Origin of the sequence: Streptomyces sp. NBC_01224 (assembly GCF_036002945.1) — a bacterium.
Classification (GTDB): Bacteria; Actinomycetota; Actinomycetes; order Streptomycetales; family Streptomycetaceae; genus Streptomyces.
The window spans coordinates 5,273,644-5,287,113 of sequence record NZ_CP108529.1 but is presented as its reverse complement, the minus strand read 5'-3'; the positions used below and the strand labels follow the sequence as shown (position 1 = coordinate 5,287,113).

Annotated in this window: 13 protein-coding genes; 9 read left to right on the top strand and 4 right to left on the bottom strand. The window is 69.5% G+C overall.

What is annotated here, in order from left to right:
- Nucleotide 1 precedes the first annotated feature (1 nt).
- Together OG609_RS23720 and OG609_RS23715 are read left to right on the top strand one after the other, a co-directional pair.
- Complete coding sequence (locus OG609_RS23720) at nt 2-871, top strand: helix-turn-helix domain-containing protein (protein ID WP_327274663.1); 870 nt, start codon at nt 2-4, stop codon at nt 869-871.
- Nucleotides 872-1,095: 224 nt separating this feature from the next.
- A complete protein-coding gene (locus OG609_RS23715; RefSeq protein WP_327274662.1) occupies nt 1,096-1,302 on the top strand; it encodes a DUF397 domain-containing protein in 207 nt (68 codons plus the stop codon).
- 195 nt (nt 1,303-1,497) lie between these two features.
- Here the strand turns inward: OG609_RS23715 and OG609_RS23710 are convergent, their stop codons facing one another.
- Nucleotides 1,498-2,337 (bottom strand): hypothetical protein, encoded by an 840-nt coding sequence (locus OG609_RS23710; protein ID WP_327274661.1) that lies wholly within the window; start codon nt 2,335-2,337, stop codon nt 1,498-1,500.
- Between the two features lie 80 nt (nt 2,338-2,417).
- Between OG609_RS23710 and OG609_RS23705 the strand changes: the two genes are divergently transcribed.
- A complete protein-coding gene (locus OG609_RS23705; protein WP_327274660.1) occupies nt 2,418-3,200 on the top strand; it encodes an SDR family oxidoreductase in 783 nt (260 codons plus the stop codon).
- 399 nt (nt 3,201-3,599) lie between these two features.
- On the top strand, nt 3,600-5,177 hold the full coding sequence (locus OG609_RS23700; protein ID WP_327274659.1) for a sodium:solute symporter family protein: 1,578 nt from the start codon (nt 3,600-3,602) through the stop codon (nt 5,175-5,177).
- Nucleotides 5,178-5,270: 93 nt separating this feature from the next.
- Here the strand turns inward: OG609_RS23700 and OG609_RS23695 are convergent, their stop codons facing one another.
- Nucleotides 5,271-6,386 carry an ADP-ribosylglycohydrolase family protein gene (locus OG609_RS23695; protein WP_327274658.1) on the bottom strand — a complete coding sequence of 372 codons (1,116 nt, stop codon included), beginning with the start codon at nt 6,384-6,386 and terminating at the stop codon, nt 5,271-5,273.
- A gap of 346 nt (nt 6,387-6,732) precedes the next feature.
- Here OG609_RS23695 and OG609_RS23690 point away from each other — a divergent pair, with 346 nt between their 5' ends.
- The gene (locus tag OG609_RS23690) at nt 6,733-6,912 is read left to right on the top strand and encodes a hypothetical protein (protein WP_327274657.1); all 180 of its coding nucleotides are present in this window, start codon (nt 6,733-6,735) and stop codon (nt 6,910-6,912) included.
- Between the two features lie 174 nt (nt 6,913-7,086).
- Nucleotides 7,087-7,533, top strand: coding sequence for a hypothetical protein (locus tag OG609_RS23685; protein ID WP_327274656.1), 447 nt, complete (start codon nt 7,087-7,089; stop codon nt 7,531-7,533).
- A 231-nt stretch (nt 7,534-7,764) separates the two neighbouring features.
- On the opposite strand, the gene OG609_RS23680 is transcribed toward OG609_RS23685, so the two are convergent.
- Nucleotides 7,765-10,347: a bifunctional FO biosynthesis protein CofGH gene (locus tag OG609_RS23680; protein ID WP_327274655.1), complete on the bottom strand. Its 2,583-nt coding sequence runs from the start codon at nt 10,345-10,347 to the stop codon at nt 7,765-7,767.
- A 124-nt stretch (nt 10,348-10,471) separates the two neighbouring features.
- On the opposite strand from OG609_RS23680, the gene OG609_RS23675 reads away from it, so the two are divergent.
- The 3 genes from OG609_RS23675 (at nt 10,472) to OG609_RS23665 (ending at nt 12,454) form a co-directional block, all read left to right on the top strand.
- On the top strand, nt 10,472-11,137 hold the full coding sequence (locus OG609_RS23675; protein WP_327278155.1) for an HAD family hydrolase: 666 nt from the start codon (nt 10,472-10,474) through the stop codon (nt 11,135-11,137).
- Nucleotides 11,138-11,596: 459 nt separating this feature from the next.
- Entirely contained in the window at nt 11,597-11,998 is a 402-nt protein-coding gene (locus OG609_RS23670) for an RNHCP domain-containing protein (RefSeq protein WP_327274654.1), read from the top strand.
- 39 nt (nt 11,999-12,037) lie between these two features.
- Complete coding sequence (locus OG609_RS23665; protein WP_327274653.1) at nt 12,038-12,454, top strand: RNHCP domain-containing protein; 417 nt, start codon at nt 12,038-12,040, stop codon at nt 12,452-12,454.
- Between the two features lie 75 nt (nt 12,455-12,529).
- On the opposite strand, the gene OG609_RS23660 is transcribed toward OG609_RS23665, so the two are convergent.
- Nucleotides 12,530-13,393, bottom strand: coding sequence for an NmrA family NAD(P)-binding protein (locus OG609_RS23660; RefSeq protein ID WP_327274652.1), 864 nt, complete (start codon nt 13,391-13,393; stop codon nt 12,530-12,532).
- Between the last annotated feature and the right edge of the window lie 77 nt (nt 13,394-13,470).

Here is a 13,470-nt window from a genome sequence, read left to right as displayed (position 1 = left end):
CGTGCCGTCCAACGTCAATCCCACCGTCAGGCGACGCCGATTGGGCCAGGAATTGCGCCGACTGCGCGAACTCAAGGGCATGACGGCCGAGGAGGTGGCGGAGCGGCTGCTTGTCTCGCAGTCGAAGATCAGCCGCCTGGAGAACGGCCGCCGCTCCATCAGCCAGCGCGATGTACGTGATCTCTGCGGGGTGTACGAGGTCGAGGATCACCGGATCGTCGACTCGCTCATGCAGATGGCCAAGGACTCTCGCCAGCAGGGCTGGTGGCACGCCTTCGGCGACATCCCGTACAGCGTCTACATCGGTCTGGAGACCGATGCCGAATCGCTGCGGGTGTACGAACCCCAGGTGGTCCCGGGCCTGTTGCAGACCCGGAGTTACGCCGAGTCGCTGATCCAAGGCGCGTTGCCGGAGGCCCCGCCTGCCGACATCGACAAGCGCGTCAGCGTCCGGGCCCGCCGCCAGGACCGGATCACCTCCCTGGAGCATCCGCTGCGGCTGTGGGCGGTGATCGACGAGTCCGCGCTGCGCCGGCTGGTCGGCGGCAAGCAGGTGATGATCGAGCAGTTGGAGCAGCTGGTCGAGCTGTCGCACCTGCCGCACGTGACCGTGCAGGTGCTCCCGTTCGAGATGGGCGCGCACCCCGGCATCAACGGCCAGTACGCCGTTTTGGAATTCCCGGACGCCGCGGACTCCAGTGTCGTCTATATCGAGGGCGTCACCAGCGACCTGTATCTGGAGAAAGCCAATGATGTGCAGCGGTACAGCGTCATGTACGAGCACCTGCGGGCACAAGCGCTGAATGTGGAGCAGACCCGGCACTTCATCAGCGACATCGCGAAGGAGTACGCCGGGCGCTCGGGCGCGTAAAACCGGACAGCCCACAAAGTCCGGTATGCGGGAAATGAAGCGATGTTACGGGAGGGGCGGCGGTAAGGTACACCGCCGCCCGCCCGCAATGGAAGACCTTGGTGGTTTATACCATCCGGTCGAGTGAACGACCCCTTCACTCAAGAGACTTGGCGAGTAGCGTCGATCACGCCAACCGGAACGCTGTTGGTGTCTTTCACACGACTCTCTGAACCGGAGTGAACATGACCATTCGTCAGGGTGCTACGGACAAGTGGACGAAGTCCTCGTATTCCGGGGGCAACGGCGCCTGCGTCGAAGTCAAGTCCCCTCTCGCGCAAGCTATTGCCGTACGCGACTCGAAGGCCCCCGAGGGCCCTTCGATCACGTTCGTCCCCGCAGCGTGGAACGCCTTCGTGCGTGACGTCGGCAAGGGCGCCGTCGACGCCTGACCGATACTTTCCACCGTTCGCATCGCAGCATCGATTCCGGTGCTGCCGGTAGCCCTCTCGACTGGTCCGCCGTCCTGGCCGAGGGGGCTCGATGCCCGACCCGGAGAATGCCCGACGCGGAGAATGCTTGACCCGGAGAACGCTTGACCGGGAAATGCCTGACAGGGAAATGCCTGCCCCGGAGATCCGGGGCTCTCAGCGCAACTGATCGACGTGGAGATCGGTGCCGGGCACGGTCGGAATGAACGGCGCCACCAACTCCACCCGCCCCAGGCCGGATTCCTCGACCATCGCGTCGAGCCCGGTGAAATGCCCGCCCCAGCAGTCCCGCGGGTCCTCCTGAAGGAACCACAGCAGGGTCAGCCGGGTGTCGACGCCCTCGACCTGCTTCACATAGGTCATCCGGTCGCCCGGCAGCGGCGTGGGGCGGAAGACGGTCACCATCGCCGCCGGGGAGCCGCCCAGCCGCTTCGGCAGATGCCGCGAGCGCAGCCATTCCAGCAACTCGGCCCGCTGCTGCGTCCCTTCGGCGTCGATCACCTGAAGGACCAGCCCGCGGTAGGGGTGGTCGAGTGCATGGAAGTCCCGGGGCCCCGAGGCGCCGTCCCGGTAGACCGTCGCCTCGTGGTCCTGGAACGACGTGAACACATGGGTGCGGTCCTGGTAGACCCGGCCGTCCCGGTTCAGCCGCTTGTTGATCCCGACGGTCCACTTCATGTGGTCGTCGTAGCGCCCGTCCGTCACCCAGTACGTGGACAGGTAGCACCCCGCGCCGACCGGCTGCGCGACCGCGGACACCTCCGGGTACCGCAACTCCTGGAGCTCCCGGGTGGCCACCCAGCGCCGCCCGGCGAACATCCAGGGCATCGCCATCGCGCCCGCGTAGTAGTGATCGTCTTCGTACCATCTGTTGTACGCGTACTCATGGCCCAGGTGCGGTTCGACCATGGTGATCAGTGCGTGGCCGGGATGGATTCCGTACGGTCCCAGCGCGGCCAGTTCGGCGTAGGTGTCACTCCGCGTCTCGTCGCTCATGCCGTTCCCCTTCCGTACTCCGCAGCGGCGTCCTACTCTGACGCCCCGTCAGAAGAACTGCCAGAGCCGGGAGGCCACCGATGTTGCTCGCGGGGAAGACCGTCATCGTGTCCGGGGTGGGCGCCGGGCTCGGGCACCAGGTCGCGGCGGCAGTCGTACGGGACGGCGGCAGCGCGGTGCTCGGGGCACGCACCGCCGCCAATCTTTCCAAGTCGGCCACGGAGATCGACCCGGAAGGCCGGCGCACCGCCCATCTGGCCACCGACATCACGAACGAGGCGCAGTGCGAGGCGCTCGCCGCACTGGCGCTGGAGCGGTTCGGACGGATCGACGCGGTGGTCCATGTCGCCGCCTGGGACAGCTGCTTCGGCGGAATCGAGGACGCCGACTTCGCCACCTGGCAGTCGGTCATCGACGTCAATCTGCTCGGCACGCTACGGATGACCCGCGCCTGCCTGCCCGGCCTCAAGGAGCGGGGCGGCTCGGTGGTCGTCATCGGCACGCAGTCCTCGGTGGCCGCACCGTCCCAGGTGCAGCAGGCGGCGTACGCGGCCTCGAAGGGGGCGCTCACCTCGGCGATGTACTCCATGGCGCGGGAGTTCGGCCCGCACCGGATCCGGGTGAACACGGTGCTGCCCGGCTGGATGTGGGGTCCACCGGTGCAGGCGTACGTACGGTTCACGGCACACACCGAGGGTGTGCCCGAGGCCGAGGTGCTGGACAGGCTCACGGAGCGCATGGCGCTTCCGGACCTTGCCACGGACGGCGATGTGGCCGAGGCCGCCGCGTTCCTGGCCTCGGACCGGGCGCGGGCGATCACCGGGCAGTCCCTGCTGGTCAACGCCGGCGAGCTGATGCGGTAGGACGGTTCACAACACCGGTCCACAACACCGGTTCACAAGGCCGGTTCGTAACACCGGTTCGCAAGGCCGGCTCTCCCCCTTCTCGGCCGCACGGGACCCGCATCCCGTGCGGTCTTTCTGCGCTCCTCGGTACTCCTGACGCTCTGCACAGCCTGACGAAGTGCCCGCTCATCGTGTGGCCGCCGTCACGTTCGCGACAACGCTTACGTGAGTCAAGAACAAGCAAAATCGTTCGACTTACTGATCCGCGTTCACATTTCTGATCGCGAAAAACCTTGACCGAGGGACCGGACAGGCGGTTCAATCCCCGAAGTCCCCGCTCCCGCACGGGGGCCCCGCTGAGCGGCCGTGCTGACGAAGTGCGTACCCGTTCATAAGGCGGACCCCAGGAGGGGGCACATGAACAGTCTCGACTGGGTCGTGCTCATCGGCTACTTCGGCGTGATGATCGCGATCGGGCTCTGGTCCCACAAGCGTGTGGACAACGTCAGCGACTTCTTCACGGCCGGCGGCAAGATGCCGTGGTGGCTGTCCGGCATCTCGCACCACATGTCCGGCTACAGCGCGGTGATGTTCACCGGTTACGCCGGTATCGCCTACCAGTACGGCGTCACGTCCTTCGTGACCTGGTCGCTTCCGATCGCCATCGGCATCGGCATCGGCGCACAGCTCTTCGCCCCCCGGCTCAACCGGCTGCGCTCGCGGCTGCATGTCGCGTCCCCGCTCGAATACCTGAAGAACCGCTACAACATCCAGACCCAGCAGGCGCTCGCCTGGTCCGGTCTGCTGCTGAAGATCGTGGACGTCGGCGCCAAGTGGGCGGCCATCGCCACCCTTCTCTCCGTCTTCACGGGCATCTCGATCACGCAGGGCATCTTCATCACCGGCTGCATCACGGCCGTCTACTGCACGGTCGGCGGCCTGTGGGCCGACGCGCTCACGGAACTGGGGCAGTTCGTCATCCAGCTCTTCGCCGGCGTCGCGATGCTCGTCACCGCCATGGCCGAGCTCGACGGTGTCAGCACCCTGTGGACGGTCTGGGACAAGCTGCCCGAGGGCCACACGAACCCGACGGCCGGCCCGTACACCGTGACCTTCCTGCTGGCGTACCTCTTCATCAAGACCTTCGAGTACAACGGCGGCATGTGGAACCAGGCCCAGCGCTACATGGCCACGGACTCCGCCGCCTCGGCCAAGCGCTCGGCCCGGCTCTCCGCCGTGCTGTGGCTGGTCTGGCCCACGGTCCTGTTCTTCCCGATGTGGTGCGCCCCGCTGCTGGTCGACGCGCAGAAGCCGGACGCCTCCGACAGCTACGCCCTGATGACCGAGCAGCTGCTGCCGCACGGGCTGCTGGGCCTGGTCGTCGTCGGCTTCTTCTCGCACACGATGGCCATGTGCTCCTCCGACGCCAACGCCATCGCGGCGGTCTTCACCCGGGACATCGCCCCGGTCCTCTCGAAGGCGGCCCGCACATGGAGCAGCCGCACCGGTCTGCTGGCGGCCCGCGTGTCCACACTCGGCTTCCTCGGTCTGTCGATGGCGCTCGCCACCCAGATCAACTCGCCGACGTTCAAGGACATCATCTCCGTCGTCATCAAGTGGGTGGCCGGTCTGATGGGTCCGATCGCGATCCCGTTCATGCTGGGCCTGCTGCGCAGGTTCCGTAAGTCGGGTCCGACGGCGGCGCTCGTCAGCTGGGCTGCGGGTCTGCTGGCGTTCTACTTCACCAACTACAACTTCGACGGTTCGGTGAAGACGGATGTCGCGCTGCAGTACCAGGTCGCTCTGCCGCTGGCGATCTCCCTGGTCCTCTACATCGTGATCGGCTTCATCAAGCCGGAGGACACCCCGGAGCGCGACGCGATCATCGAGCAGATCAACTCGGACGGTGACGGCACGGGCGCCGGAGCGACGGTTCCGGCGCAGGCGCAGGCCGGTTCCGGGGATGCCGCCGTCGCGGAGGGCGTGAAGGACTGACACGCACAGCCGCACGGAAAAGGGCCGAGGGGCGGGGTACGGACGCGGCGGTGTCCGTACCCCGCCCCTCCCTCCTGCTCCTCTTTTCGGGTCTCAGCCGCGCGGATAGCGGGTCAGCCAGCCCGGTGCGGCGGCCGACGGGCTGTGCAGGGCGGGGCCCTGCGTCATCTCCATCGCGAAGTCGTCGGCGAGTTCCAGCAGGGTGGCCCGGCCCTCCAGTTCGGCGAGCCAGGCCGGCGGCAGCGCGGTCTCGCCGTGCAACGCGCCGAGCAGCGCCCCGCACAGGGCCCCGGTGGCCGCGGAAGGTCCACCGTGGTTGACCGCCAGCCGCAGCCCGTGCCGCACGTCCTCGCCGACCAGGGCGCAGTACACGGCGACGGCGAGGACCTCCTCGGCGGCGTCCGTGGCACCCAGCGACTCGATCAGGGCCGGTCCCGGAATGCCCTGGCGTACGGTGCCGAGGGCCCGCTTCAGCGCCTCGGTGACCGGTTCGTGCCCCGGGCGCTCGACGAGCAGGGACAGGGCGTGCTGGACGGAGCCGTCCAGGGTCTCGCCGCGGGCCAGCCCGTGCATCATGACGGCGAGGGCGCCCGCGGAGAGCAGGGCGATGGGGTGACCATGGGTCTGGGCGGCACATTCGACGGCCAGTTGGAGGACGAGCTGAGGCTCCCAGCCGACGAGCAGCCCGAACGGGGCGGACCGGGTGAGGGCCGCCGAGTCCCGGGCGGTGGGGTTCTTGGGCTTGTCGAGCGTGCCCATGGTGGTGTCGCCGAGGCCGGTCAGGCATTCCCGGGTGGGGGCGCGGCGGGCGTAGAGCCACTCCTGCAGGGCGAGCCAGCCGTTGTCCTTGCGCCGCTCGTCGGGCCCCCAGTCGCGCTGCGTGGCCGCCCACCGCAGATGGGCCCGGTGCACATCGGTGGGCGGGTGCCAGGCACCGGTGTCGCGGCGGACCTGGGCGCGGATCAGCCCGTCGACGGTGAACAGGTTGAGCTGGGTGACGGCGGTGACGGTGCCGCGTCCGCCGTGCGCGGGTACGAAGTCGGTGACGGCTTCGGCGCCGTGGACCGCCCGGATCTCTTCGAGCGTGAGCCCGTCGACACCCGCGCCGAGCGCGTCGCCGATGGCCCCGCCCAGCAGAGCGCCGCGCACCCGGCTGCGGAAGTCCTGCTGCTCGGCACGGCCCCAGACGGCTGTGGTCCCTGTGCTCACCGTGCACCTCCCCGTCGGCCCGCCCGCCTGCGACTGCGCAGCACTGTAATCGACGGGAACGGGCGGTCGAGGGAGCGGAATTGGGTACGCGCGGGTATGTGGACGGACGTCCCGCAGGTCGTTTTTGGCCCGAACATGCCGGCCGATGTGTACACGACGGCCGCCGAGACCGACTCGCCGGAATGCTCGGCTTCCGCTGAGCCCAGGCCGCTCGAACCACCGCTGCGTCGCGCTCGGACGCGCAGACGCCCGCCCCGGCTGTGCGCGATGACCAGTACCTCCCACAGCGACTCGATGACCTGGCACAAAACCGACGGCCACGCCCGACGACCTCGCCGGCTGCCTCGTGACGGGGGACGGCGAACCGCCGGTGACCTGCCTGCCCGACCTCGACAGACCGCTCGGCCAACGCTGGGCGAGTCTCGCGACCGTCACCCTCGAACCCACGACGCGCACGGCCCGGATTCTCGACGGCACACCCGCCGACATCGGCTCGCGCGACTGGCGCATCCTGACCGCCGGCTGATCCGGACAACGGCAAGGAGACGGACCTGCGCAACAACTCCATCGGCCGTCGGATCGGCCGTGACAACACCGGCAAGTCGAGTGCGGGCGTCCGCAGCAGGGATGCCCGCAAGAACGGGACGAGCCGTGGGAAGCTGTGGATCATCAAGAGTGGCAAGCTCGTGAGGAGCAACGCATGACATCCGTGCTCAGCCGGCGAGTGGTGCCCGTCCTTCTCCTCCTCCAGGTCACCTACCTCGCCCTGATGACCGTGGCGTTCACCGTTCTCCCGCCGGACACGGCGGAACTCGACCACACCGACGCCCCGGCCGTGGACGCGATGCTCTCCGTCGCCGTCACGCTCGGAGTCGTGGTCGCGCTGGCGGGTGCGGCGGCGCTGCTGGGGCTGGAGAAGGCACGCACCCGCAGCCCGCGGGCCCTGCGCGTCGCCTGGCTGACGGTCGTCGGACTGGGGCAGGTCGCCATCGCCGCGAAGGCGCTGGTCACCGTCCTCGGCCAGAATCCCGGCCCGGACACCGTGATCGGCTCGGGCATGGTGGCGGTCGCCTTGTGCGTCACCGCGGCCTGCGCGGTCGAGGTGCGTAGTGCGTTCCACGTGACGGGACGCAACGCGCACGCCTGAGGCGGCCGGCCTGAGGAGCGTGGCGCCCCCTGGTACGACCGGGGGCGCCACATCTCGTTGTTCTCCCCCGCGGCTGAGCGGCCATCCATTTTCCGGACACCGGTTATGGGTGTTTTCTCTGCCGCGAGCTGCATCTTCACGTATTCGGCGTGAACTTCTGCCGGGGTCTTGTAGCCGAGGCCCGCTGGGCCCGCGGACCGTACGCATGGCCGGTCGGTGAAGGCATACGGCTCAGTCCGACAGCACGGGAAGCAGCTCCGGAAGGTGCCCGTCGGACGCGGCGGCCGCCGCCACCCGCTCCGGCGGGACCTCCCCGTACAGCGTCGTACGCGGCTTCGCCGGGCGGCCCGCGAGTTCGGCGATCGCGACGAGGTCCTGGACGGAACGGTACGAGCCGTAACTGGAGCCCGCCATCCGGGAGATGGTCTCCTCCATCAGCGTGCCGCCCAGGTCGTTGGCGCCCGAGCGCAGCATCTCGGCCGCGCCCTCCGTGCCGAGCTTCACCCAGCTGGTCTGGATGTTGGTGATGTGCGGGTGGAGCAGGAGCCGGGCCATGGCGGTGACGGCACGGTTGTCGCGGTCGGTCGGGCCGGGGCGGGCGATGCCTGCCAGGTAGACCGGGGCGTTGGTGTGGATGAAGGGGAGGGTGACGAACTCCGTGAAGCCGCCGGTCTCCTGCTGAAGGTTTGCCAGGGTCCTCAGGTGGCCGAGCCAGTGGCGGGGCTGGTCGACGTGGCCGTACATCATCGTCGACGACGATCGCAGGCCCACCTCGTGGGCGGTCCTGATGACCTCCAGCCAGGTCGCCGTGGGCAGCTTGCCCTTGGTGAGGACCCAGCGGACCTCGTCGTCCAGGATCTCGGCCGCCGTACCGGGGATCGAACCGAGCCCGGACTCCTTCGCGGCGATCAGCCAGTCGCGGATGGACATGCCGGTGCGGGTCGCCCCGTTGACGACCTCCATCGGGGAGAAGGCGTGCACATGCATGCCCGGTACGCGTTCCTTCACCGCTCGCGCGATGTCGAAGTACGCGGTGCCGGGCAGGTCCGGGTGGATGCCACCCTGCATGCAGACCTCGACCGCGCCGACGTCCCACGCCTGCGCGGCCCGGTCGGCGACCTGGTCCAGGGAGAGGGTGTACGCGTCGGCGTCGGTGCGCCGCTGGGCGAAGGCGCAGAAGCGGCAGCCGGTGTAGCAGACGTTGGTGAAGTTGATGTTCCTGGTGACGATGTACGTGACGTCGTCACCGACCACGTCACGGCGCAGGGTGTCCGCGATCCGGCACAGTTCGTCGAGCGCCGGGCCGTCCGCGTGGAGCAGGGCGAGCGCCTGGTCGTCGGTGAGTTTCGTCGGATCGTCGGCGGCCTGGCCGAGCGCCTGGCGTACGTCGGCGTCGATGCGGGACGGGACCATGCCGGGGGCCGCTGCCTCGCGCAGCGCCTCCCAGTCGCCGTACACCTCGTCGAAGTCTTCGCGACGGTCGCCGGTGCGGCCCTCCGTGTCGATGGTGCGGTGCAGATCGGTGCGTCCAGTGGCGCCGAACTCCTCGTCGGGCTCCTGCCAGGGCAGGCCGACGGGGATCGCACCCTCCTTCGCGAGGCCCGTCTCCGGGTCGGCGAGGGCGCGGACGTGCGGAAGCAGGCGGGGGTCGAGCCAGGGCTCGCCGCGCTGGATGAACTCCGGGTAGATGGTGAGTCGCTCGCGGAGTGCGAAGCCCGACTCGGCGGTCTTCGCAGCCAGTTCGTCGATGTGGGGCCAGGGGCGTTCGGGGTTCACATGGTCGGGGGTGAGCGGGGAGACGCCGCCCCAGTCGTCGATGCCCGCGCCGATGAGCAGCGCGTACTCGGCGTCGACGAGGTTCGGCGGGGCCTGGATGCGGGCGGACGGGCCGAGGATGTGCCGGGCGACGGCGATGGCCGCGGCCAGTTCCTCCAGCTCGGCGTCCGGCATGCCGCGCATCGCCGTGTCCGGCTTCGCGCGGAAGTTCTGGACGATGACTTCCTGGATGCCGTGGTAGGCGCGGGCGGTCTTGCGCAGCTCGAAGAGGGAGTCGGCGCGCTCCTCGTACGATTCGCCGATCCCGATCAGGACGCCGGTCGTGAACGGGACGTTGGAGCGGCCCGCGTCTTCGAGGACGCGCAGGCGCACGGCCGGTTCCTTGTCCGGGGAGCCGTGGTGCGGGCCGCCCGGTTCGGACCACAGGCGGGTGGCCGTCGTCTCCAGCATCATGCCCATGGAGGGGGCGACGGGCTTGAGCCGCTGGAGGTCGGTCCAGGTCAGCACGCCCGGGTTGAGGTGCGGGAGGAGGCCGGTCTCCTCCAGGACGCGGATCGCCATGGCGCGTACGTACGCGAGGGTGTCGTCGTACCCCTCGGCCTCCAGCCACTCCCGTGCCTCGGGCCAGCGGTCCTCGGGCCGGTCGCCGAGCGTGAACAGCGCTTCCTTGCAGCCCATGGCCGCGCCCTTGCGGGCGATGTCCAGCACCTCGTCGGGCGACAGGAACATCCCGTGGCCCTCGCGCCGGAGCTTGCCGGGGACGGTGACGAAGGTGCAGTAGTGGCACTTGTCGCGGCAGAGCCGGGTCAGCGGGATGAAGACCTTGCGGGAGTACGTGATGACACCGGGCCGGCCGGCGGCTTCGAGGCCGGCGTCGCGCACCCGGGCGGCCGAGGCGGCGAGATCCGTCAGATCGTCATCTCGCGCCTGGAGCAGCACGGCGGCCTCGGTCACATCGAGAGCGACACCGTCGCGGGCCCGCTTGAGGGCGCGCCGCATGGAGTTGGTGGTCGGACGTCCGCGCTGAGGATCGGTCATGAAGCGAGCATACGAGCGAGGCGCGCGCCCCGGACCAGGGACTCCGTGGGACCGGCGGGACCGAAAGCCCGACCCTGGCGCCTGGGCCGCTGGAGCGGTCGGGGGCCGTAGGCTCGGGACGGTGATGGAAACGATCGTCTTCGACATCGGCGAAACACTCGTACGCGACGACCGCTACTGGGCGTCCTGGGCGAACTGGCTCGGCGTTCCACCGCACACGCTCAGTGCGTTGGTCGGCGCGGCGGTCACCCAGGGCCGCGACAGCGCCGACGCGCTGCGCATCCTGCGCCCCGGCATGGACGTCAGGGAGGCGTACCTGGCGCGTGCGGCGGCCGGACGCGGTGAGCATCTCGACGAGACGGACCTCTACCCCGACGTCCGCCCCGCCCTCGCGGAGCTGCGCACGCTGGGGGTGCGGGTGGTGGTGGCGGGCAATCAGACGGTACGGGCCGGGGAGCTGCTGCGGGCCCTGGACCTGCCCGCGGACCTGGTCGTCACCTCGGACGAGTGGGGCGTGACCAAACCGGACCCAGCGTTCTTCGCACGCGTACTGGAGGTGTCGGGGGCCGCTCCGGAGCGCACCCTGTACGTGGGCGACCACCCGGCCAACGACCTTTTCCCGGCCAAGTCCTTCGGCCTGCGCTCGGCGCATCTGCGCCGCGGTGCGTACGGGCACTGGTGGGCTGACCATCCGGACGTGGTGGAGACGGCGGACTGGCGCATCAACGCGCTGACGGAACTCCCGGCACTGGTTGCCGAGGTCCGCGAATCCACCCCGTCCGGCAATTGAGGACGGGATCGTCGCCCGCGTGAGCGGACATCATTCGTGACACGGCCATCGGCCGCGCCGCGTCCTCGTCCTCGTCCTGGGCCGGGCCACTCCACCCGTATCCGCTCGGCCCGATAATCGCTGGATCCGGCCCGGGCGCATTGTTACGGTCACCTCGACCACGGTGTCGACCGTCGCCGAACCATGGGCGCCTGCCCTGGAAAGAAGTTGATGTATGCCCCGGCCAGTAGTTCCGAGCTTCCCTCGTCGCGCCTCCAACCGCGCAGGGGCAATCGGAGCTGCGTGCATGCGCACGCCCGCGGCATCGCGCTGACACGCGTCCGCTGACCGGCACGCGTTTCCTTCTCGTCAGTACGTGATCCCCGGCCGGCGCACCATGCCTCCGAGGCCCATGCCCCCGAGGGCTGCTCGGTACTTCCCTGCTGCATTGCTCATCCTCTTCGGCAAGGAGAAAACCGGGTGTCCACCGACAACCCCAAGAACCATTCGGCCAAGTCCTCCGCCAACGGCGCCGGCGCCTATCTGAGGACCGACACCTTCACGTGCCTGTGGTGCGGGCTGACCGTCGCCACACTCGCGCCCGACGGCAGCCGTCGCAACCACTGCCCCAGCTGCCTGCACTCGCAGCACTGCCTCGACCACGTCGAGGGCGGACCGTCCGACTGCGGGGCGCGTATGACCCCGATCTCCATCGCGGTGCTCCGTACCGGTGGCTGGATGGTCATCCACCGCTGCACCCGCTGCGACGAGCTGACCTCCAACCCGGTCTGCGGGGACGACAACCAGCTGATCCTGATGCGGATGGCCGTACGTCCACTGGCCCAACCGCCCTTCCCGCTCGAAGCGTTCGGTGACCTGTGAGCCGCCGACGACGACCGAGGACAGGACGGAGAACCCGACATGCCGCGGCGTAGACCCCGGCGATCAACGCACCGCCCACAGAAACGAAAGGATGTCCTGCACGGACCGGGCGGCGCCCACGGCGACGCGTTCCGCTGCGTCGGCTGTCGGCTCGACGTGCCGCTGATCGCACCGGGCACCGCCCACCGCAACCACTGCCCGCACTGCCTGACCAGCCTCCACGTCGATCTGCGGATTCCGGGAGACCGGGCCGCCGACTGCCGCGGGCGGATGACGGCGCTCAGCCTGTCCGTCCGGCAGGACGGGGAATGGACGATCATCCACGAGTGCCTGACCTGCGGTGAGCTCAGCGCCAACCGCATCGCGGGGGACGACAACGCCCTGGCGCTGATGCGCATGGCCGTACGTCCTCTGTCCGACACCGTCGTCCCCGTGCGAGCACTGCTCGCGCTGTGACACAGATGCGCCCCTGCCCGAGCCGCCCGGCTCGGGCAGGGGCCGACGTACGACGTGACATCACGGGCCCAGGTGTCACGTTGTCCTGATGCGGGGCGTCGGCCACTTCTGGGCGTCCACCCATGCGGCGTACGGAGTCCAGGGGACGGTGGGGAACTGCCTCCGCAACGCCTCCAGGTCCACCTGGTAACCGGTGTCCGCCAGAAAGCTGTACATGGCGAACATGTCGGGGCTGGTGGTGCACAGGTCCGCCAGCGGCGTCTGCCGGAACGCGACCGTGCCGCCCGCGGCCCGTCCGATCTCCTCGGCCATCCGGACCGGCGTGGGATCGTCGCCCGCCACCTCGATCCGCTGCCCGATCCATCGGTCCGGATCGGCCACGACCGCGGCCACGACACGGCCCAGGTCCTGCCGTGCCACCTGCTGGAGGGGGGTGTCACCGGGAAGCGGCATGGTGAGGAGGCCGGCGGCGACCTCGTCCAGCGCGCCCAGCGCGTTGTCGTAGAAGTAGGTCGGTGCCACCACCGTCGCCGGAATCCCGGAGCCTGCGAGCAGTTCCTCGGTCCTGGCCTTGGTCTCGAAGTGCGGGATGCCGGTGGCGCGGTCCGCACTGGCGACAGAAGCCAGCACCAGATGCGGCAGTGCGACGTCCTCGGCGGCCCGCACGATCGCCGCGCCCTGGGCCACCTCCGCTTCCAGACCGTCCTGGAACGGCGTGGTCACGGCGAACGCGGCCGTCGTGCCCAGGAACGCCTCGGCGAGCGAGCCCGCGTCGAACAGATTCCCGGGGACGACCTCCGCTCCGGCCGCCGCCAGCGCCCTGGCCCGCCCGCTGCCGGGATCCCGCACCACGGCGCGCACGGCATGCCCCGCCTCCAGCAGGGCGGCGGCCACCGCGCCGCCCTGGCCACCGGTCGCTCCGAGTACCGCGATGGACATGGGGCCTCCATGATCGAGGGACATGTGTCCATGCTGACCAGCGGCGGCCGGACCTGCCACCGGGAAGACCCCGAGCG